Consider the following 18637-nt stretch of genomic DNA (forward strand, 5'->3'; position numbering starts at 1 on the left):
ATGTGTTACCGGTTTTATTGTTAATTTATAGACTCATCTAAGCGGAGAAGAGCCCCTGTAGTTATCCGAAGGAGTCTCGAATTAAGCTTTTTAAAAATTATGCGCCATTTTGTAATCTAATACCTAACACTTCTCATTAACCTATTGATTATGAATTGAAATGTGATTGGAAAGGCTGCATGATAGGAATATAAAAAGCGGCTAAAAGCCGTATAAAAAGCGTTATGAGCTTCCAAGAATTAGAAGGAAAATATGGCAGTTTTAGAAATCCTGACTGCACCTGATCCAAGGCTTAAGGTCAAAGCGGAAAAGGTGCGAGATATTACGACGGTACAAACATTAATAGACGATATGTTGGAAACGCTCTATGCGACTGACAATGGTATCGGTTTGGCGTCGATTCAAGTCGGTCGTAAAGAGGCAGTTGTTATTATCGACCTTTCAGAAAGTCGAGATGAACCGCTAATTTTGGTTAACCCAGAAGTGATTAGTGGCTCGGATAAAGCATTGGGTCAAGAGGGTTGTTTATCCGTTCCTGATTACTATGCAGACGTAGAGCGTTTTACTTCAGTTGTTGTATCTGCTTTAGATCGCGAAGGTAAGCCAATTACCATCGAAAGTGATGAGTTTCTAGCCATCGTAATGCAGCACGAAATAGACCATTTGTCGGGTAATCTGTTTATTGACTATCTTTCGCCACTTAAGCGTCAAATGGCTATGAAAAAGGTTAAAAAGTACGTTAAAGCGCACTCTTAACCCCGCATATAACAAACGTTTAAGGTTTAAAGATACTTTTTCTTATGCGAGCTAATGTATCTAAGTTATTTAAGCTAAGAAGCTTTTGTCCAGAACCGTCACAGGCTTAATTCTTACCCGTAGCACCTCCTAGCTCGAAAGAGTGTCCAAATGTTTGATAAAAATAGGTTTCGACTCTTCAGATCATTTATTAGCAAAGTACTCTCGGTAGGTCTTTTAACTTTGTCGTGTATTGTGGTGATAAAAAATTGCGCTTCATAGCCCAGTCATGTGTAGTTCCCTGAGCGGCTAGGAATATCGAATCTCGCCCCAACTTGTTATTGAGTTTATCTATGGCTTGCATCAATGCTGGGTTGTCAGGTTCGGAAAATAAGTCCTGTTGACGCTGCCGATCGGATACTAGGTTCATCGCACCTACGCCAATCTTGTAATAGCTGACACCTGGCTTAAACAACCTAGTTGCCATCAACGTCACTGCTTTAGTCAACTTACTTGTATCATTAGTTGGAAATTCAAATGTGCAGGTTTTTTTGAAGTTTTGTGGTATGTCATCGAAAGGTGATGTGTTGGCAAAAGCCATGAGAGTAGCGCATGAGCTCTTTTGATTACGTGCTTTTCTTGCCACTGTGGCAGCGTGAAAGGCGAGGGCTTGTTTTAGCTCTTCAAGTGATGTTATTCGGTTGCCGACACTGCGAGTGCTAAATATCTGTTGTTTGTCCGCTCTGCATTCGTCCCAAACTTTGCAAGGGTGGCCATTTAACTCACGAACGGTGCGTTCAATTTCTACATTGAAAGAGCACCTTGCTTGTTCAGGACTTAAATTCGCAAGATCTAGAGCTGTTTCAATCCCCATCAACTTCATACGTTGTGTTAATCGCCTTCCAACGCCCCAAACTTCAGATACAGGTTGTGATGTCAAATATTGTTGGCGTTTGTCTTCAGAATCAATGATGCAGACACCATTCAACTTTTTATCAACTTTGGCTACTCTGTTTGCCATTTTTGATAGTGTCAAAGTATCACCCGCACCAAAGCAAACGGGCAGTCGACATTCTTTCCAGACCGTTTGACGAATTCGTTGACCGAAAGAGGTTAAGTCTGACTCAACATGTGAAAAACGGCTTATATCTAAAAAGCATTCATCTATTGAGTAAATATGGCTCCTTGGTGAGAACGTCGTAATTGTTGCCATCATTTTTGCAGACAGATCAGCATATAAAGCATAGTTTGATGAAAAAACGTTCACACCACGCTTTTCAATGAGTGTTTTTTGCTTGAAATAGGGCTCAAACTTTTTGACTCCAGCTTCTTTTGCCAACCGATTTGCTGCTACAACTGCACCATCATTGTTTGATAAGACAATACAGGGTAGGTGTCGTAAATCAGGCCGAAATACTTGTTCACAAGCGACATACATAGCGTTGCAATCTATAAGAGCAAACATTACATGAACTCAGGCAACGGTTTATGTAGACGAATAGAACGTATCACAACCCCTTCAATAGCAAAGGCATCTTCTGGATGGATCTCAATAGGTAAGTGATGAGGATTTGCTGACAGCAAAAGCCTGTTATGCAGATCAAGGATTTTGCACATAAATGCACCATTTAAGCTGACGATAACGGTATCAAAATGCTGAGCTTGTGGCTTTCTGTCGATGACTAACAAGTCGCCATTGAAGATGCCAATTCTTTCCATGGAATCTCCGTTAGCATAAGCAAGATATGTAGCATTGGGGTTATTTACCAAGACAGAATCCAGTGAAACACCAAGCTCAACATACTCAGCTGCTGGTGATTCCCAGGAGGTAAGAGAGCAAGAAATACTGGATGGAGAAAGCGGTAGAATGTGCATGTTTACGACCTAAGAACCTATACTGTATAAATATACAGTATAGGTTCTAGGGCCGTCAATGTTTGTAAAACTAAGTGCGGTTTAATTAACCTTTTGTTCGAATTAACAAAGCGTACGTTTAAAAGTTGAGCTTGTTCGAACCCATTAGGTATGCGAGCGACTGCATCGTGATTTTCTTCACATGATGGCAGTCTATTCCAATACTTTAACTGTGAGTGTTTTTATTATTCTGTACGTATGAATACTAAATCAATTTTTCTAGAGTATATCCATCGCGCAAATGCTCATTGCGATAGCTGTTTAAACCAGTTGTTTGTATTGATGACTCAAGCTGTGATGAAGGTCGATTCTGACGATATAGCTTTGCATTTGATGAACGATGTATCGGAGCCCGATTTGTTGTTGCTGATCGTTTTAACCGATATTGATTTAACTACTCAGTATGACGAACTCATACTTGCGATTGCTGTCACTCACGTAATGAACTTTGAAAGTCATCCACTTCACTAGATCTGTAGCTTGGTGTTCAAAAATGCAGTCGCCTGGACAGTTCATTAGTACAGTCATCCATATAACTTGTTAGTTCTATCACTGGATTGCTAATTTGAAATGGTCTAAATGTATAGGGTCACTTTCACCCTAATATTATATATAGAGTAAAAGTGACCCCCATGAAAACATCCCAAAGCTACGCTTTGAAAGACCTCTATTAGTTCATGAGCGTAGCTCATGGTTGTTCCTAAGGTAATTTAAGTAACTCAATCCTATGAAGAGCTACTTGTTGTAGTGGATTAAATCGCTTAATTACTGATTCGTAGTTACACAGCATGTTGGAAGTCGGATAGTTAAATGGAAGCGCGGCATAGCTACAACTTCGAGCATGTTCTGAGCTGAGCAATTCGAGCCCAAACAACCTTAGTGTTCAACAACCTAAACGTTCCAATATTTCATTACTATCAGCTAAACCACTTGGCAGGGTATATGGAACGATTGATCTCAACTCTGATACTGCCAGCTTTCTAGTGCAGTAATTTGTATCTCTGGTTGTGTGTTGGTTCATGAAAAAGGCTACAGAATTTCCTTTCTCGTCGTACACAATTTTGTAGTAATCCGAGGGTATTGCATGAGGCTCATCAGCTTTTGGTAAAGTATCCATTTCGTTACGGTAGAGAGTCCCCGTAATAACGTACAGGTTCTCTCGAAACCCAACGGCATCCCTAACTGCTTCTTCCAAGTTTTTCCATGCGCCTTGGTTTAAGTCTTTTGCTTGGGGAGTGATATTCGACAAATAGTTAAGAGTAGGCCAATAGCGGCTGCCGACAAAACTGGCTAAGGGAGCCTGATGCCCACGGTCAACATTGAGCTTACTTGAAGCCCCAGTATAATCACCTTTCTCTAATCGCTCAGCTTCAACAAGTAGAGGGTTATTTTTCCAAGTTCGATTAGTTGTTGTTCCGAAGTTAAGAATATCGACTTCATATGCGACCCAATCTGCAAATTGTGTTTTCTTGTTTTGAGAGAGCGTGTATAAACGCTCAAAGATGACAACATTACCGTCAATTTCTAGGCTAGGGCAGCCAATTGGGCAGTTTGGCGTCCGAAATTCAGCAGCACTCAAAATACCTGAGGCTAGCACCGTAATTGCTATCCATGCTTTCATTGTCATTCCTTTAGATGAGCTTCGCCTCAAATTTAGCATAACTATCAAAACGGTAGAAGTAGAGTGGGTTAACGTTTCTGAAACGGGAAGACCCCATTTGGTTTCCTCGTGAGCTTCCTTATTCTGACGTTTTTCACAATTTCGGTCTTCGAGTTGAGGATTAACTGTGTACAGAAGTGGTTTAGTGCCACAAGAAAAAGGCTCTTCACTTGTTGCCCAATTCGTCTGAGTAACTTTTGCCCGAAATGGGTTTCGTTCGATTTACATAACGAGTTACGGTATGAGATTTGACCTAAGTTTTCTTATACATGTATTGCCTCTAAAGTTCAGGCTTTACCACCTAAGCTAGACATCAAGATTTCCGCTTATTTAGTGAACTTAACTTTGGTCTTGATAAATTGGTTGAATACGAAAACACTCGGCATATACCAAGTGCTTTTTGTTTGTGCTTATCCGAACTGAATAACCGTTTAAACTTGCTTACGAACCTGCAACACGCTCAGTACCGATAGTGAAAGGAAAAACGCAGGATCAGTCCAACCAAAGCCAACAAAGATACCAGTGAAAGCCGCATACAGTGTGATGATCGCCCCAAGCATATTGGTTACAACCAAACCTAGGATGAGCTTTTTGGCGCTGAGCCCCGCTTCAATATCTCGTAATAACCAAGTTATCGCTGCGATGCCGCCAAGAAAGATACTGGTGTGCTGAGAGAGAAAATACGCGTATTTATCATTGATCTCTACACCGTACATTGGCCACATGACAGTGGGTAAGAAAAACAGCGCTAAGGCAAACCCTGCGTATATGATGCCGTGTAGGCTTAAAAACATTTTATTGTTCATTTGGTCTATCTCTATTTCGTGTCTTTTGCTATTTCTTCTTTCATTTCACTATTTTTATTTTCACTCAGGAATGAACGGTTGAACTAGCCGTTGATTGGGCCTTTATTAATGGTAGTTAATGGTTGGTTCACGTCAAAAATCACGCCGCGAACTTTATCCACGCCCATGTCTTTTAAGCGTGCGCTATGCATTGCTAGGTAAGTCTCTGCACTGAGTTGGTCTTCAAAAAGGTAGACTCCACCACCCAGTTTTTTGGCTTGGTTTTCAGTCCAGATTTTCCAGATCAGCCCCGATTCATTGTTGATAGACTTTGCTAGGCCAACGAGTGCGTTCGACATCTCTTCACCAAATGGGCCGTTAAATTCAAAATCGACTTGTAATAATTTCATGGTTATTTCTCCAAACAGATACTTGGTATTGCGCTGAGACTCCTGTCATATCGCAAACATAGGAGGCTTTATTGCCTGTTTAGATATTACCTTTAAAAAATGGACTGGAAAGTTCATAATATTGCCATTAAATGTCAGGATTTTAGACCAATGAGATTAAAGACCACCCTCGACCAATGGCAAACACTCCATGAGATAGATCGTGCTGGTAGCATTCAGGCAGCGGCATTGCAACTCAATAAGAGCCATACCACGCTGATCTATGCGTTGAGAAAACTGGAAAGTCAACTAGGCGTGTCGTTGGTTCAGGTTGAAGGTCGAAGAACGGTGTTATCTGAAGACGGTAAAGCGTTATTGCGCAGGGCTAGCAGCATGCTGGAACAAGCGCGAGAACTAGAGCTGATCAGTGAGCAGTTAGCAAAGGGGGTTGAGTCAGAAATAGTAGTCGCAGTTGATCATTTGTGCTGTCTTGAGCATCTTTATAAGCCGATGGCTAATTTTATGGCAGAGAACAACAGTACATCGATACAAGTGGTAGAAACATCACTGTCGAAGACCACTGAAATGGTCATTCAAGAACTGGCTGATGTTGCCATCATTAATCTACCCATAATCAATTACCCTGCAGAAGCCTTTGGTTTTACCAAGATGGAGCCTGTTGTGGCGAGTTCGCATCCGATAACTAGGGGGACGTCTATATCGCTCAACCAGCTCTCGTCGCTGCCACAAATTGTGGTGAGAGATTTAGGCTCGATTGAAAAACTGGGCGAGAAAAAAGATGTGGGCTGGTTAAAGTCGAGTCAGCGCATTACGGTTGATAATTTCGACCATGCCTTTGGTGCAGTAGAGCAGGGGGTGGGCTATTGCAGGCTGCCTAAGCATATTGTTGATAGCCGAGGTAGTGAGAAACTAACGGTACTGAATGTGGAAAATGGCAGTGGCTATCATGTTCCATTGCATCTGACTTTACCTAAAGGGATAAAAACGGGGCCTGCGACAAAACGTTTTTATGAGTTGCTTCTTGAGTCAGCCTCACCCTTACCTTCTATCTCCTGAGCAACTTCCAAATCAAGTTCGATTTGAAACTAGCGAGGCGGGAGACCGTTCAAGAATAGCACGCCACATTCACCAGTGTAGGGAAGCCTTTCTTCCTCCAACTCGTTGCTATCGTGTTCGAAGAGTTTCAAAGTTATTCTTGTGTAATGTTTAACGAGATTTGGTCTCCAGATTAGTAGTATTGCAATACCTTAGATAATCCATTGTTCTCTAATTTAGTAATGTAACTAGCTCATTTTTGTCCAAAAATTTTTCAGGACGACTTAGAGATTGCACAACGACCAACACTGACCCAAAGACTGCCATAAGGCAGTCTTTGTCTTTGCAAGTGCCACTCCCCACGAGGGAGGGTGATAAGAGGCTCGTTAAGTATCGGTGACGCTATTAATCAAATTAGCTGCAGGGCTCTCAAACAGATGAGTGTAACAGTTAACGCTTTTCTATCACTAACGCGACTCTACCTACAACCCTTACTTCATCTTCTTCGAGGGTTAGAATCGAACCGTTAAAGCTGATGGCTAGCTTTTTGCCTGGTAAGCGCTGGATGTCGTTTAGCGAGAGTAGGCCGTCCATATCAACTAGGTATGTACCGCTTACTGCATGGTGAGATTCTTTATTTATAAGGAACGTAGTAGTTCCATCTTTGATTGCTATTACATTACTCACACCTAACTCGTCTAGAAGAGCTTTATCGAATGCAAGTATCCCTTTCCCAACCAATTTACCGTCGTCAATAGAGAAACAGTCGATATCGAAAAGAGTTTTCGATTCGTTCTTCTTATTAATATGCTTTTGGGTTGGTGTTTTAGGGTACGGTTCGCCTTTATCTAGAAGTAACCATTCAAGTGAGACTCCAGTGCTCAAATGAGTCCTTACTGCAATTTCAAAGGGAGTAAGGTTTCTCTGTCGCCAAGTCGCGATTGTTGATTTTGGGATGCCAAATACGTCTGCTACGTCCTGTTGGCGGTCTGAATTCGTGATATCTATCAACTTCTTGATAATATCTCTACCTCCCAAATACGATATTTGGTCTATTTTAAGTTGCTCGTTATTCATATGTGATCAATAATCGCAATTGAGTTCGAAATGGTGGGGTGCAACTCGTCATTCCGAAATTAAACATTCAATGACCAAGCAGGATATCATTATGCTCTCATATCAAGTAGTCCTAAATACGCCTTTCATGACGTACGACCAATACTCTCAGTTCTCCGGAATGCCGAAACGCACCATCATGGATTGGGTAGCTGATGGTCGCTTACCTATTAAAACTAAAGCAAAAGGTAAAGAAACCCCTCTCATCAATATGGTCATGTTGCTAGAAATGGCAACGCGTGAAACGTTGGAGAGAATGGGGTAAATAGCCATGCGTTTATCTTTCATAACTTCGACCAAAGAGCTTTGTCCGTTGGGGCTAACATTCTTGGTTGGAGTTTCGTTGTCATCTCGTCTTTCTTCAATTGAGTATTGGTTATGAACGGAATTGACTCAATAGGCGAATTTTCTCGCACAAAACAAGGGGCCTTTAATGAGGCGTGTTGCGTGTTCGCTAGGTCAGAGAATATGGCTAGGCTGGCAGAGGTCATAGGGATGAGTCCGACCATGCTGCGGAATAAACTTAATCCTGATCAGCCTCATGTCCTGAGTTGTGTTGAAGCCATCACTCTCGCCAAAGTGAGCGGTAATCACATTATTGTAAACAGCTTACTTCTTGGACTTGGGGTGGTCACCGCTTATATACCGCCCAACACTACCGATGATGCCTTTGTTTTGTGCGCACTAGAGAGCTCGACCCATTCGGGTGAGTTGTCTCGAATGGCTTTGGAGTATGCAGGAAAGCCTAGGCTTACTCGGGCACAGAAATATGAGATTGTTCAGACCGTACACGCGAATATCAGCGGTCAGGTTTTGCTCCTCAATAGTTTGGAAAAACTGAATCAAGGTGTTGGTCTGCTCAAAGCGATAGGGCGGAAAGGTGGGCGCTAGTGGTATATCAGTTTCAAGTATTCATTCGGAGGGGTGATGCTCATTGCTCCGGATCATAAGCCATCTTCTGAAAGGTCTGGTCATGGATTAACAGAGGAAGATAAGCGAAGAGGCCTTCGCTATATCAGGCGCATCCGACGCGAGTTATGTGACCGTCAACTTTCGCCATTATTGGTTGAGTGGATGAGGTTAACGTATCAATTAAGGCATTCGAATCGGGTGTTTGAACAAGTATGGCTGCGAATTCGTTTATTCGGTCTTGAAAAGCGAATGCAAAGAATCAGACAGCGTTGGCTTTAACGCGTTGTCCTTAGCCTGAGTAACGTCATTGGCTGCTCCCAAAGGAGAGCCTGTTAGCCAAGGAAAACGTGATGAATAATCATGAGTGGGCGGTCATAGGCGGTAAGGTGCTTCAAATAAGCCAAGAAGCGGTCTTCTATCTAGCGGTAGTGAGCGAAGACCAATGGCGTGATGCATTCCGCTGTCCTGTGAAAAGCGGGGTGATGGGAAATGACGAACACTTAACAATTGAACGCCTGAATGGAAAGGATTCATCAGGTTCGACAGGCTTATTGGGCGCCACTAAGAGCGTCAACTCGGTCGTAACGTACGAGGCCTTGGAAAGGGTGTTTATCCAGAGCGAGTCAGGAAGTCAACGTGGACAAGGGACGGTGAGGGCGAGCCGATGACGGCTCATTCTGAATACGCTGCGTCTTCGTCTATGTCGTGTTTGAGCCGGTTGCTTGAGGAAGCGCCTTATTTGTCGAGGTGCAGTGACAACAAAACCGCGATGCTAATTCGACCTCGAAACTACGCCGTCAGATGGCCCTATATGCAGGTCAATCGAAAAGAGATGCAGGCGTGGATGGTTTTCGATATTGATCATGAACACCGAGCTTTCCCCAATCCCTACATTTGGCAAGATGAAGGGTTGCCGCCCCCCAATATGATTGTCCGAAACCGTACCAGTAATAAAGCCCACCTTTTTTATGCCATTGTACCGGTTTGCACCAGTGATCAGGCTCGCTCCAAACCCATTCAGTACCTCAAAGCCATTTATCGCGCGTTAGCCTTGCGATTGGAGGCGGACTTGAGTTATTCAGGGCCTGTTGCCAAAACGCCCTTTCATCCTTGGTGGCAGACAACCGAACTTCACCGCAGTGTCTATGAACTTAACGAGTTAGCGGATTCGCTTGAACTGGAGAGTACGCGGCCGTGGCTTCGTCAAGAGAGTGACGTTTCTTATTCCCGGAATTGTACTTTGTTTGAACGTACTCGCCGGTTCGCTTATGACATCGTCGACGAAGAAAGGGAAAAGGGCAGCTATACGAATTTTAAAGGCCGTGTAGAGAGCCAATAATGCCAATTTGGTGGGTAAGCCGTCTTTGCCATGCAGTGAGGTGTTAGCGGTGGTAAAAAGCGTCTCTCGTTGGACCTGGGATAAATATTGTGCTCGGTCAGACTGCCAGCGAGGTGTGATGAGGTTGGATAGTGGATTAAGTTTACAGGAAAGGCAGCGTAGAGCGGTCAGAAGAACTCATAACCTTCGTCGGACGAAGACCACTCGCCGAATTATCCGCGCCTGTCTGTTTCTGTTACGCAAAAATCAGGAGCTCACGATTGGTTTGGTGGCGCGTAAGGCGAACTTGTGTCGCCAGACCGTCAGTCGTTACGTCTATCTGTTTGAATGGGTCAAGTCTGCTTTATCCGAAAGTAGGCGAAATGGGCCAGAGCCTCGTGGTAATTATGCTGTTCATCAGATATCTGCCCCTATAACGTTAGAGAGGGCGGAGTATGAAGTAGGGAAAAAGAAGGCGGTGCTTGAGTCGGCTTTTCCTTGAGTTAAATAATAATGAGTAACTATCGACTAAAAACGAGGTCCCTTAGTAAATTCAATTATGGAGTTGAGACTAGGTTGCATTTATTGGACACCCGATCATCTCCTCTCTTACTTTTTGTCCGCGAGCTCCTTTTTAAAGACATGAAATGTGTTCTAAGGGTGAGTCGACATGACCCTGTTCAATGTGATTGATGTCTCAATTTGTTTAAATATGGATTCACCCGCTCCATATTGCTGTATATTTACACAGTAACTTAAGGGAGGAGTTATGTCTTTTAAAGATAAAGAGACACTGTCAACAGGAATTGAATTCATTGTTGAAGCCGTAGCGGTGAAGACGAATGGCCAAGATCATTCAGCGTTAGGCTTATATCTGATCAGCTTACTGTTAGAAGAGCAAAAGATTGGCCTTGATTGTGATGAAAAAAGGACGGTAGTACCGCTTGGTAAATCGCGTACAACACATCTTGATTTGGGCTGGAAGTGCCCAACGTTTTAGATTTGGTTGTGTTAGTTGGCGCTTCATATAGCTGTGGGACAATTACTAAGGTACAGGATAGACAATTGATGGAAAAGTACAGGTAAGCACTCACAAGAGTCTTGGACCAGTTAAGGCTAAACAGTGTGTGATAAGCAGTATGGTTAGCTAATTGGGTGGACTTTGTAATGATAGTTATTCAACTCTTCACTTGCTTGGCACAACTCATATGTGAAATAAGGTTGGGTTGCTAAGCTCTTAGTGAATCTGTCTAATTCATTCGTATGTATAAACAGCGAAATGGGTGCAATCTGACGGTTTTCATTATCGAAGCAATTATCAATATGTGCTCTGTCGAGATAAACAACGTCTATTTCCTGCTTAGGGGTCTCTTCAATAAGTTTTGTTTCTAATCCGCTCTTCTCAAAGCGTTCTAACAAGGCATAAAGCTTATCAACGTCGTTTTTGCTCTTTATCGCTGAATATTGAGATAAAATGCTTTCTAAGTGCTTTTCGATTGAGCCAAACTTACTCTTCATCAAACAAACAGTTTTAAGCTTTTTCTTGATAAAGCTATATCGATCTTGTTTGATTTTTGGCTTTAAGAAGTCAATGATGATCTTGTTTCGTTGCTCTTCTTTAACAAAGTGACTGGAAATTTTTACTTTGAAGTAAAGGTGAAGAAGAGTGTTTTCGAAGGTCGACTTAAGAAGTTGATGGTATGAATGTTCTGACATTGTTCATATCGATTATTTTCTGGTGAGGGTATCTTATCACAAGAATAGCAAGGCTCTAAGGCCGAAACCAAAGTGACGCCATTTGCTGTTTGTGCGTTGTTGAGTGAGTTTCCTACTCATAAGAAGCATGACTTAAGAGTGATTCTTAACGCTCAATATCTCTGCGCTAAACCTGGCACCTTGAAAGTGATACGACAGTATCACTTTATTACTCTTATTTTGGAGTTACTCTTATGAAAGTCGAGCTCGTTACTTCCCTCAAGCGTCAAGCGTCCCAAATCCTAGCGGACTTAAACGACACCAAAGAACCTGTGCTAATCACCGAACACGGTAAACCTTCTGCGTATTTGGTTGATGTGGACGACTATCATTTTATGCAAAACCGTTTGGTTATCTTTGAAGGGATCGCATGTGGTGAGCGCGCCATTTCACAAGGCAAGTCCTTGAGTCAGGATGAAGCTAAGGACAAGATGTCAAAATGGCTGAAGTGATTTGGAGTGAGCCGCGTGATCGGACCTCAAGGATATCGCGAAATACATTGCCCTTGAATATCTGGTTGCGGCCAAGCAGATGATTCTAAATATTTTCGACAAAGTTGAACACCTCAATTACCGCGAAGTTGTGGTCAACCCTTGTCGTGTTTTTTGCAAGCAAGAAGGGGACAAGGTGTACATCTTGTTTGTGATGCGCGCGGAGCAAGGTTTATGTTGATTTTTGTATGAGCAAACAGTCAAGCGTCTGTGCCACCTTTGATAAGCTGATGGTCTACATCCGTTAAGATTTGAGTATGGCGAAAAAGAAAAAGGAACGCCAATCTAGGCGCCTCGCCAAACCAGTACTTTCATGGACGAAGGTTAAACTGATCACCAGCCGACGACATCGTATCGAGGGCGCATTAAGCTTCAGGGTGTCGACCATCTCTAGACAACAAGTCTTACCCGAATACGAGCGTATTTGGGAACAAACCATCGTCGAAGAAGCTTACCAACAAGCGATGGGCGAGTTATTAGAGCAGGGCGATGTCGTGTTAAGAGTAGAAGACTAAATGGGCTTCTCATTCATTATGGGTATTTTCTTTTGGGAACACCTTTCTACAAACAGCCGCAATGAACAGTGAGATTTCACTTCCATGACTCTGCCCAGTGGGTGACTCAATCTTGTCGTGGCGTTCAACCAGTTGGCGCTGCTCATCACGCCAGTAGGCAAAACTTAGCCATTCTTTGGGTTTAAATTCGCGTCTTTCTGGTGTGAGTCAGATAGCTCCAAATATCGATGGCGCGTCGGGACTTGATGAATTCGATTCATGCTTAAACAGTGTCCCCCGTCGTAGTCACAATATTTTCAATTTCAGAACTGACTTTGATTCTAGTGTTGGGATTAACTTAACCAAGAAGTTTTGATTGGTGAGGAGCCTAATAACTTGATTCATACGGATAGTGATCTCGCGGCTGGTGTCACTTTCTTTAGGATTTTTAGTGTCTTGACATCATCGACTGGTAACGGGGGAATAACTTTAAGTGTTGATAGAAAAAGTGTATTACATATGTAATACATTGACAGTGTGCTTTTTGTTTTTTATTGTGTATTACACATGTAACACATGAGGTGTTTATTATGAAAACTAAGATCATCAGCGCGGCGAACCAAAAAGGTGGCGTTGGAAAAACCACGACTCTTGTCAATTTAGGGGCTGAGCTTGCACGAAAACGAAAAGTGTTAGTTATTGACCTCGATCCTCAAGGGAACTGCTCTAAAACGTTAACCGGACGACGTGATTTTAAGTTTGAAGAGACGGTGGCTGCTTTGTTTGATAAGCCTAAAGTTGTGTCCATTGTCGATTTAATTCAACCGGCACAGATTAATGGGAACTCTCTTGAAAACCTCTATGTCGTTCCCGCTGATGTTCAGTTGTCACGTGTCATCGAAACATCACTGACAAAGATTAATCGTGAACGAATTTTAGAAAAGCAATTAGCGAAGTTAGGTGATACCTATGATTTCATTCTTCTTGATACTCCACCAAACTTATCCCTAACGACTCTTAACGCAATCCAGGCTTCGGACCTTATCTTGATCCCTGTAGATTCAGGTGCATTTTCATTAGACGGCATTAGCTCTTTACTCGAAGCTGTCTATGAAATTAAGGAGGATGAAGGCAATTATCTGATCTTGAGGAACGAGGTCGACTCAAGAAACACTATTATTAATGAGTTCATTGATGAGGAATTGGAGGTAGTACAAGATAAATTGCTACCAGTATCTGTCCGTCGTTCTGAGCATGTTGGACAAGCTAATGCCGTTTCCTCTCCTGTGCGCTTTTATAAACCGGGCTCTCTTGTTAATAACGATTACCGAAAACTGGCTGCGTTTCTTTTGAATTTGATGTAATACATAGGTAATACATATGAGCAAGTTGAAAAAACGAGGAGCTATAACAGCTATCTCTACTGACAAGAACGAAGGTTCAAGTAAGTCGACTGGAATTACGACTGTCAAAAAGAAAGTGACGACATCTTATATGGTGCCTCCTCTGACTCTTAGAATGTCACTTACTGATAAAGAACGGATAACCGATTGGGTAGCAAATCTGCAAGAGCAGACAGAGAGAAATGTGTCTGCAGCGAAACTGTACCGAGCTTTGGCTTTATATCGAGACAAGATAGATGATGAAGAGCTCGTTGAGTTGATTAATAAAATGAATTGAATATGTATTACCTATGTAATACATATTTGCTTTTAAGGCTCTGTATCTATTTTAAGACATTTCATAGAGCCTTAGTTTGGACTTAACTTCTAGCACGGATGAACATGACACTTGAAGCGTCTTATTACTTGTTCTGGGCCTTCTCTCCTTGTAAAGACTAACACTTTAAACGTGTCTTTAATCATGACTATTATCGTTGCCTTGGTTCCCCTGCGGGGCTAGGCTTTGTTTGAACCCCGTTATTGCCCTAAGAGTCATAGCGCCTTGTCGTTCCCTCCTCGTTGTTCTCTCTGTCTTCGAATAAGTTCGTGTAAGGGCTTGTTTTCTTATGCGCCGATTTTCTTTCACTCGCATCATTTTCGGGCATGCAGGCTGTTAACCGTTTCTCCCCACAACCTGCTTTACAAGGGAGGCTTCGCCGCTGCGCGCCCTTGCAAAGCAGAACGATGTTGAGAGAGCGGACAGCCAAGCGGCTCCGAAAAGTGATACTCAAACAGAAAGGAAACTCTCATGGCGCAACAAAACTCAACCCCAACTCTCTCTAATTCAAATTCATCGACCAGCGTTTCGCCGCCGGGGCACGAAAGCTCACCAAAAAATGATGTCTCTAGTCCTTTGGCGGTATTGAAGTTACGCTCTCAAGTCAAAAAGTGTCGTGATGAGGCGAAAAGAAAGTCTGATTGGGTTTCCAAAATCCAGCGTTTAAAAATGTTCAGTCGTCGCCAGTCGCCAGAGCAGCAGGCTGATATCGCAGCGTTAAAAGACCAAGGGTTCGTTGAAGCTATCAAGCAGCAGTTTCCGCTATTGGGATCGCGTCGTTTTGCTTTCCATGAAATCCGTGACTTTTTCATCGAATTAAATGGTGCTGGCTTTGGTGAATGGTTTCTTCACGAGCGAGTGGATCACATCATTCTTTACACCACTTACGGTTCTGTGTTTCCCGCGTTGCGCTTTGTGACAACGGGAGAGGGGACGTTTAAGTGCTCAGGGTTTTGTTTTGATGTGCGTTTTGGCGCTTAGGGGGTCACATGAAAGTGCGTTCTACAGTATCCGCTGACATATCCATGCACGTGATTTGGGTTAATTCGACCGACTTTGATTCCACCGTAAAGGCCGTCAAGGTTCATGAAATTTTGGTGAATGAGTTTGGGTATACCGACGCCTTAATACTAGAGCAAGGCAACCGAGGCAAGGGGGTGAGTATCAGTGTGTGTGACCTGACTACCACCATTAAACAGATGCGAGAAGACTACGGCTACGCAAAGAAAGCAGAAAGGACGATAGAAACAACCTCTGAGCATCGCACGTCGGCTAAGGCTTTACTCTCTTGTCTGTATGACGACTAAAGTCGGCAGATGCGTGACGGCTCAAATACTCATCAGATCATCAATCTGTGTGAATTTTGTTTCGATATTCCAACTGTTTGCGGTATTCAAGCGGTTCGTGTTTTTAGACGAGCAACGCCCTGTTCGGTCTTGTCCTAAGTAGCCAAGGTTATCGAGTGGCGCAAGTCGAGTAACCAGCAGGGCGCTCTCTTGGTGGGGAAGGGACATTTCTACCTGGGCGACGTACTTTGGGTTGAGATATTGGCTTAGGCTGTCCTTTTGGCTTGTTGTCGCGACTTCCTTTAAACCGTCCCATTTGAGAACCCTCACGCAAGGGAGGCTTCGCCGCTGCGCGCCCTTGCGCTGCAGAACCTGCAACTGGGTACGGACAGTCAGACGCTCACCAAGACCGAAAGGAAATACCATGTCAGCACATGTTCAATATTCAAATGTTTCGTTATTCACATCAGAAGAAAAGGGCATCCTTGACCAGGCCGCAAGCATTCTCAAATCCAAACTGTTTATTTCAGAACAAACGCCATTAACCTCGCCTGAATTGGTGAAATCGTTCTGCCAAACGTCCTTGGCCGCTTGTGAGTCTGAAGTGTTTGGGATTATCTTCCTCGATAATCAACATCGAGTGTTGCGCACCAAAGAGATGTTTTACGGTACCGTTAATGCCGCTTCGGTCTATCCGCGTGAAGTAGTGAAAGCGTCGCTGGCCGTGAACGCGAGTGCGGTTATTCTCTATCATAACCACCCAAGTGGTGACGCCACCCCAAGTCAAGCTGACCGACGCATTACCCGTCAACTGACGGATGCGTTGGCATTGGTTGATATCCGAGTACTGGACCACTTTGTGGTTTCATTTGAGTGTGTGGTGTCTTTTTCTGAGCGAGGCTGGATTTAAAATAGCGGCTTATGGCCGCTGATTGAAACAGGGTAGGAGACTACCCTTTAACACATTTTTGGACATAAATGAGCTACAGCTTCCCCTAAATTAGCAATTTATAGATAACTAAAAGTATGGAAAGTCGCTTAACGTAGCGTCCAGTATTGATGGTGCAGATCATCCAACCCCAAACCGAGAATGCTGAACGTTTGAGCGTCCATTTAAGCAATTTGTTAGGTTAATTTGAATGCCTTACTATTTTTTGATATCTCTTTTGCCATATCCAGAATATCTATCTTATCCTTTAAAGAGTCAATAATTGCACGGGCACTTATTGCTCCTAGATATACCCCAGAAATAATCCCAATAATTATTGGTGACAAGTTAGCCATCTCCGTATCATTTGTTGTATTGATATAGCTCAAATAGATCATAATAACAGCAGGGACAATACCGAGTTTGTCCACAATTCCAACCAAGAAGCCCACTCTAGACTCGAGAAACCTTATGCGCCCTTCAAATAACCGAATAACTCTATCTATGCTCTCATCTTGATATTTTGATATACCTTTTGCTAGGGAGTAATCATTACAATATCTTTGACTGATATTGATGAGTGTTTCCTTTGTGACTCCAAAGAAAAACCTTAGTGTTGAAATGAACGTAGATAATGAATAGATTACAAGGAACGCAAAAAAAGATAGAGCCGAAACCGTTGTTACTGTTGAGTTTTCTACCAACGAGGCGCTAAAAGCAATTATCAGCGAAACTGCACCAGCAATAAAGCAAACTGCTTGCACTTTGTTTTCCATGAAAAAGTGCTTTAAACCAGAAAGGGGACCTTCATTAGAAACAAAACTTTCTATTATCAATTTAATTTCATTACTTTGCACATTCTCTCCTATTACCTAACAAATGACATGGATTCCCCCTTCCGAAGATCTGCCACACTTATGTGGTACTTAATTGCATCGGAGGCACCATGTCTAACTATTCTTATTTCTGCGGTATCGACCTAGTTAAAAACCACTTTAGTCTTCATGCCGTAGACCAAAATGGTAAAGTTATACTTCATAAGTCGGTAACCCGCTCTAAACTACTGACTACAATAGCAAATATGCCACTCATGCGTATAGGCGTTGAAGCGTGTGGTGGTGCACATTATTGGGCAAGAACACTCAATAAACTCGGTCACGACGCCCGTATTATGGCTGTTAAATACGTAATTCCTTATCGAACTAAGGGAAAGAACGACCTTAATGATGCTGTTGCTATCTGCGAAGCTGTTCAGCGTCCATCCACTCGCTTTGTACCCGTAAAATCCCCCGAGCAACAAGCCATCTTATCGGTACATAGAATGAGAGAGCATTGGGTTCGTGAACGCACCGCGCTTATGAATCCCATGCGCGCCCTACTTTCTGAGTTCGGGTTGAGCATTCCCGTTGGTCGCTCTTCATTGATGAAACAGGTTCCCTTAATGCTCGAAGATGCAGAAAATGAACTGCCACATCTCGCTAGAACAGTAATAGCCGATGCTTATCACCACCTTGGTGAATTGAATCAACGTATCGCCGATACTGAACAAGTCTTCGATTCTTTTGCTAAGGTCGGCACTAATGTTCAACGAGTGATGAAGGTTCGAGGAATTGGACCGCAAACCGCTACTGCGATACTTGCTTCGATAGGCAATGGTTCTCAATTTGATAAAAGCCATGATTTTTCTGCTCGGTTAGGACTCGTACCAAAGCAATATTCCACAGGAGGAAAACCTCGGTTAGGTCGAATAACCAAACACGGTGATAAATATTTACGAACGCTATTAGTTCACGGAGCAAGGACCGTGATTGCCAACCTTGGCGACAAGCAAGATAAGCCAAGTCAGTGGTGTCGAGGCGTTCTAGAGCGGAGAGGAATGAACCGAGCAATAGTGGCACTTGCCGCGAAGAACGCACGAATTATATGGTCGCTTTTACACAATCAAACAGAATATGAAAACTATGCTGCTTAAGTAAAAACCGAAGCAGCATAAAGAGTTAAACCCACCGGGTCATTGCAGACGTTAATGATGGAGATAGGTTAAGACCACTTGCGGAGAGCCTGTTAATGCGGCGGACA

25 protein-coding genes and 2 pseudogenes are annotated in these 18637 nt (G+C 43.0%); 17 read left to right on the forward strand and 10 right to left on the reverse strand.

Annotated features, from left to right (window positions below; all coding sequences use genetic code 11):
- Positions 1-252: 252 nt before the first annotated feature.
- Entirely contained in the window at positions 253-756 is a 504-nt protein-coding gene (gene def / locus AB6C75_RS19635) for a peptide deformylase (protein WP_102428814.1), read from the forward strand.
- A gap of 190 nt (positions 757-946) precedes the next feature.
- Here def and AB6C75_RS19640 read toward each other — a convergent pair whose 3' ends face one another.
- Both AB6C75_RS19640 and AB6C75_RS19645 read right to left on the reverse strand, forming a co-directional pair.
- Positions 947-2200 carry a Y-family DNA polymerase gene (locus AB6C75_RS19640; protein WP_017059572.1) on the reverse strand — a complete coding sequence of 418 codons (1254 nt, stop codon included), beginning with the start codon at positions 2198-2200 and terminating at the stop codon, positions 947-949.
- A complete protein-coding gene (locus AB6C75_RS19645) occupies positions 2200-2610 on the reverse strand; it encodes a LexA family transcriptional regulator (protein ID WP_029203707.1) in 411 nt (136 codons plus the stop codon). Before AB6C75_RS19645 ends, AB6C75_RS19640 begins: the two co-directional genes overlap by 1 nt.
- Before the next feature lie 237 nt (positions 2611-2847).
- Here AB6C75_RS19645 and AB6C75_RS19650 point away from each other — a divergent pair, with 237 nt between their 5' ends.
- Positions 2848-3120: a hypothetical protein gene (locus AB6C75_RS19650; RefSeq protein ID WP_016800232.1), complete on the forward strand. Its 273-nt coding sequence runs from the start codon at positions 2848-2850 to the stop codon at positions 3118-3120.
- A 412-nt stretch (positions 3121-3532) separates the two neighbouring features.
- On the opposite strand, the gene AB6C75_RS19655 is transcribed toward AB6C75_RS19650, so the two are convergent.
- The 3 genes from AB6C75_RS19655 to AB6C75_RS19665 all read right to left on the reverse strand — a co-directional run bounded on the left by AB6C75_RS19655 (position 3533) and on the right by AB6C75_RS19665 (position 5504).
- A complete protein-coding gene (locus tag AB6C75_RS19655; RefSeq protein WP_016800233.1) occupies positions 3533-4270 on the reverse strand; it encodes a DNA/RNA non-specific endonuclease in 738 nt (245 codons plus the stop codon).
- A gap of 470 nt (positions 4271-4740) precedes the next feature.
- On the reverse strand, positions 4741-5115 hold the full coding sequence (locus AB6C75_RS19660) for a hypothetical protein (protein ID WP_016800234.1): 375 nt from the start codon (positions 5113-5115) through the stop codon (positions 4741-4743).
- Positions 5116-5198: 83 nt separating this feature from the next.
- Positions 5199-5504, reverse strand: a complete 306-nt coding sequence (locus AB6C75_RS19665; protein WP_372108833.1) for a monooxygenase — start codon at positions 5502-5504, stop codon at positions 5199-5201.
- A gap of 150 nt (positions 5505-5654) precedes the next feature.
- Between AB6C75_RS19665 and AB6C75_RS19670 the strand changes: the two genes are divergently transcribed.
- Entirely contained in the window at positions 5655-6560 is a 906-nt protein-coding gene (locus tag AB6C75_RS19670; RefSeq protein ID WP_029203681.1) for a LysR family transcriptional regulator, read from the forward strand.
- Positions 6561-6989: 429 nt separating this feature from the next.
- Here the strand turns inward: AB6C75_RS19670 and AB6C75_RS19675 are convergent, their stop codons facing one another.
- The gene (locus AB6C75_RS19675; RefSeq protein ID WP_372108834.1) at positions 6990-7616 is read right to left on the reverse strand and encodes a phage repressor protein CI; all 627 of its coding nucleotides are present in this window, start codon (positions 7614-7616) and stop codon (positions 6990-6992) included.
- Between the two features lie 91 nt (positions 7617-7707).
- Here AB6C75_RS19675 and AB6C75_RS19680 point away from each other — a divergent pair, with 91 nt between their 5' ends.
- From AB6C75_RS19680 to AB6C75_RS19700, 5 genes and pseudogenes are all read left to right on the forward strand, one after another.
- Positions 7708-7920, forward strand: coding sequence for a hypothetical protein (locus AB6C75_RS19680; protein WP_029203682.1), 213 nt, complete (start codon positions 7708-7710; stop codon positions 7918-7920).
- A 203-nt stretch (positions 7921-8123) separates the two neighbouring features.
- Positions 8124-8546 carry a phage regulatory CII family protein gene (locus AB6C75_RS19685; RefSeq protein ID WP_318276423.1) on the forward strand — a complete coding sequence of 141 codons (423 nt, stop codon included), beginning with the start codon at positions 8124-8126 and terminating at the stop codon, positions 8544-8546.
- A 371-nt stretch (positions 8547-8917) separates the two neighbouring features.
- The gene (locus AB6C75_RS19690; RefSeq protein WP_372108836.1) at positions 8918-9235 is read left to right on the forward strand and encodes a hypothetical protein; all 318 of its coding nucleotides are present in this window, start codon (positions 8918-8920) and stop codon (positions 9233-9235) included.
- Positions 9232-10387: pseudogene (locus AB6C75_RS19695) on the forward strand (replication initiation protein). Before AB6C75_RS19690 ends, AB6C75_RS19695 begins: the two are co-directional and overlap by 4 nt.
- Before the next feature lie 267 nt (positions 10388-10654).
- Positions 10655-10885 carry a hypothetical protein gene (locus tag AB6C75_RS19700; protein WP_371727161.1) on the forward strand — a complete coding sequence of 77 codons (231 nt, stop codon included), beginning with the start codon at positions 10655-10657 and terminating at the stop codon, positions 10883-10885.
- 143 nt (positions 10886-11028) lie between these two features.
- On the opposite strand, the gene AB6C75_RS19705 is transcribed toward AB6C75_RS19700, so the two are convergent.
- Positions 11029-11601, reverse strand: a complete 573-nt coding sequence (locus tag AB6C75_RS19705; RefSeq protein WP_372108838.1) for a DUF2913 family protein — start codon at positions 11599-11601, stop codon at positions 11029-11031.
- A 233-nt stretch (positions 11602-11834) separates the two neighbouring features.
- Here AB6C75_RS19705 and AB6C75_RS19710 point away from each other — a divergent pair, with 233 nt between their 5' ends.
- From AB6C75_RS19710 to AB6C75_RS19720, 3 genes and pseudogenes are all read left to right on the forward strand, one after another.
- A complete protein-coding gene (locus tag AB6C75_RS19710) occupies positions 11835-12092 on the forward strand; it encodes a type II toxin-antitoxin system Phd/YefM family antitoxin (protein WP_372029521.1) in 258 nt (85 codons plus the stop codon).
- Positions 12080-12312 (forward strand): annotated as a pseudogene (locus AB6C75_RS19715) (type II toxin-antitoxin system RelE/ParE family toxin). Before AB6C75_RS19710 ends, AB6C75_RS19715 begins: the two are co-directional and overlap by 13 nt.
- Positions 12313-12388: 76 nt before the next feature.
- Positions 12389-12646: a hypothetical protein gene (locus AB6C75_RS19720; RefSeq protein WP_372029518.1), complete on the forward strand. Its 258-nt coding sequence runs from the start codon at positions 12389-12391 to the stop codon at positions 12644-12646.
- Between the two features lie 530 nt (positions 12647-13176).
- Here AB6C75_RS19720 and AB6C75_RS19725 read toward each other — a convergent pair.
- Positions 13177-13248, reverse strand: coding sequence for a hypothetical protein (locus AB6C75_RS19725; RefSeq protein WP_371958535.1), 72 nt, complete (start codon positions 13246-13248; stop codon positions 13177-13179).
- Here AB6C75_RS19725 and AB6C75_RS19730 point away from each other — a divergent pair.
- The 4 genes from AB6C75_RS19730 (at position 13216) to AB6C75_RS19745 (ending at position 15651) form a co-directional block, all read left to right on the forward strand.
- Positions 13216-13989, forward strand: a complete 774-nt coding sequence (locus tag AB6C75_RS19730; protein WP_372108840.1) for a ParA family protein — start codon at positions 13216-13218, stop codon at positions 13987-13989. The genes AB6C75_RS19725 and AB6C75_RS19730 overlap by 33 nt on opposite strands.
- A gap of 16 nt (positions 13990-14005) precedes the next feature.
- Positions 14006-14305, forward strand: a complete 300-nt coding sequence (locus tag AB6C75_RS19735; protein WP_016799982.1) for a hypothetical protein — start codon at positions 14006-14008, stop codon at positions 14303-14305.
- A gap of 510 nt (positions 14306-14815) precedes the next feature.
- Positions 14816-15325 (forward strand): hypothetical protein, encoded by a 510-nt coding sequence (locus AB6C75_RS19740; RefSeq protein ID WP_372108842.1) that lies wholly within the window; start codon positions 14816-14818, stop codon positions 15323-15325.
- A gap of 8 nt (positions 15326-15333) precedes the next feature.
- Entirely contained in the window at positions 15334-15651 is a 318-nt protein-coding gene (locus AB6C75_RS19745; protein WP_372029516.1) for a hypothetical protein, read from the forward strand.
- A 21-nt stretch (positions 15652-15672) separates the two neighbouring features.
- Here the strand turns inward: AB6C75_RS19745 and AB6C75_RS19750 are convergent, their stop codons facing one another.
- On the reverse strand, positions 15673-15858 hold the full coding sequence (locus tag AB6C75_RS19750; protein ID WP_372029514.1) for a hypothetical protein: 186 nt from the start codon (positions 15856-15858) through the stop codon (positions 15673-15675).
- A 196-nt stretch (positions 15859-16054) separates the two neighbouring features.
- Between AB6C75_RS19750 and radC the strand changes: the two genes are divergently transcribed.
- Entirely contained in the window at positions 16055-16540 is a 486-nt protein-coding gene (radC, locus tag AB6C75_RS19755; RefSeq protein ID WP_372029512.1) for a DNA repair protein RadC, read from the forward strand.
- 215 nt (positions 16541-16755) lie between these two features.
- Here the strand turns inward: radC and AB6C75_RS19760 are convergent, their stop codons facing one another.
- On the reverse strand, positions 16756-17415 hold the full coding sequence (locus AB6C75_RS19760; protein ID WP_372108844.1) for a hypothetical protein: 660 nt from the start codon (positions 17413-17415) through the stop codon (positions 16756-16758).
- An 89-nt stretch (positions 17416-17504) separates the two neighbouring features.
- On the opposite strand from AB6C75_RS19760, the gene AB6C75_RS19765 reads away from it, so the two are divergent.
- Positions 17505-18530 carry an IS110 family transposase gene (locus tag AB6C75_RS19765; RefSeq protein ID WP_372108846.1) on the forward strand — a complete coding sequence of 342 codons (1026 nt, stop codon included), beginning with the start codon at positions 17505-17507 and terminating at the stop codon, positions 18528-18530.
- The last annotated feature ends 107 nt before the right edge of the window (positions 18531-18637 follow it).

The organism is Vibrio sp. 10N.237.312.B06 (assembly GCF_041464685.1).
Classification (GTDB): domain Bacteria; phylum Pseudomonadota; class Gammaproteobacteria; order Enterobacterales; family Vibrionaceae; genus Vibrio; species Vibrio tasmaniensis_A.

Coding starts and splice junctions, on each gene's coding strand:
- def (WP_102428814.1), top strand. CDS start 253: ATGGCAGTTTTAGAAATCCTGACTGCACCTGATCCAAGGCTTAAGGTC.
- AB6C75_RS19640 (WP_017059572.1), bottom strand. CDS start 2,200: ATGTTTGCTCTTATAGATTGCAACGCTATGTATGTCGCTTGTGAACAA.
- AB6C75_RS19645 (WP_029203707.1), bottom strand. CDS start 2,610: ATGCACATTCTACCGCTTTCTCCATCCAGTATTTCTTGCTCTCTTACC.
- AB6C75_RS19650 (WP_016800232.1), top strand. CDS start 2,848: ATGAATACTAAATCAATTTTTCTAGAGTATATCCATCGCGCAAATGCT.
- AB6C75_RS19655 (WP_016800233.1), bottom strand. CDS start 4,270: ATGAAAGCATGGATAGCAATTACGGTGCTAGCCTCAGGTATTTTGAGT.
- AB6C75_RS19660 (WP_016800234.1), bottom strand. CDS start 5,115: ATGAACAATAAAATGTTTTTAAGCCTACACGGCATCATATACGCAGGG.
- AB6C75_RS19665 (WP_372108833.1), bottom strand. CDS start 5,504: ATGAAATTATTACAAGTCGATTTTGAATTTAACGGCCCATTTGGTGAA.
- AB6C75_RS19670 (WP_029203681.1), top strand. CDS start 5,655: ATGAGATTAAAGACCACCCTCGACCAATGGCAAACACTCCATGAGATA.
- AB6C75_RS19675 (WP_372108834.1), bottom strand. CDS start 7,616: ATGAATAACGAGCAACTTAAAATAGACCAAATATCGTATTTGGGAGGT.
- AB6C75_RS19680 (WP_029203682.1), top strand. CDS start 7,708: ATGCTCTCATATCAAGTAGTCCTAAATACGCCTTTCATGACGTACGAC.
- AB6C75_RS19685 (WP_318276423.1), top strand. CDS start 8,124: ATGGCTAGGCTGGCAGAGGTCATAGGGATGAGTCCGACCATGCTGCGG.
- AB6C75_RS19690 (WP_372108836.1), top strand. CDS start 8,918: ATGAATAATCATGAGTGGGCGGTCATAGGCGGTAAGGTGCTTCAAATA.
- AB6C75_RS19700 (WP_371727161.1), top strand. CDS start 10,655: ATGTCTTTTAAAGATAAAGAGACACTGTCAACAGGAATTGAATTCATT.
- AB6C75_RS19705 (WP_372108838.1), bottom strand. CDS start 11,601: ATGTCAGAACATTCATACCATCAACTTCTTAAGTCGACCTTCGAAAAC.
- AB6C75_RS19710 (WP_372029521.1), top strand. CDS start 11,835: ATGAAAGTCGAGCTCGTTACTTCCCTCAAGCGTCAAGCGTCCCAAATC.
- AB6C75_RS19720 (WP_372029518.1), top strand. CDS start 12,389: ATGGCGAAAAAGAAAAAGGAACGCCAATCTAGGCGCCTCGCCAAACCA.
- AB6C75_RS19730 (WP_372108840.1), top strand. CDS start 13,216: ATGAAAACTAAGATCATCAGCGCGGCGAACCAAAAAGGTGGCGTTGGA.
- AB6C75_RS19735 (WP_016799982.1), top strand. CDS start 14,006: ATGAGCAAGTTGAAAAAACGAGGAGCTATAACAGCTATCTCTACTGAC.
- AB6C75_RS19740 (WP_372108842.1), top strand. CDS start 14,816: ATGGCGCAACAAAACTCAACCCCAACTCTCTCTAATTCAAATTCATCG.
- AB6C75_RS19745 (WP_372029516.1), top strand. CDS start 15,334: ATGAAAGTGCGTTCTACAGTATCCGCTGACATATCCATGCACGTGATT.
- AB6C75_RS19750 (WP_372029514.1), bottom strand. CDS start 15,858: ATGTCCCTTCCCCACCAAGAGAGCGCCCTGCTGGTTACTCGACTTGCG.
- radC (WP_372029512.1), top strand. CDS start 16,055: ATGTCAGCACATGTTCAATATTCAAATGTTTCGTTATTCACATCAGAA.
- AB6C75_RS19765 (WP_372108846.1), top strand. CDS start 17,505: ATGTCTAACTATTCTTATTTCTGCGGTATCGACCTAGTTAAAAACCAC.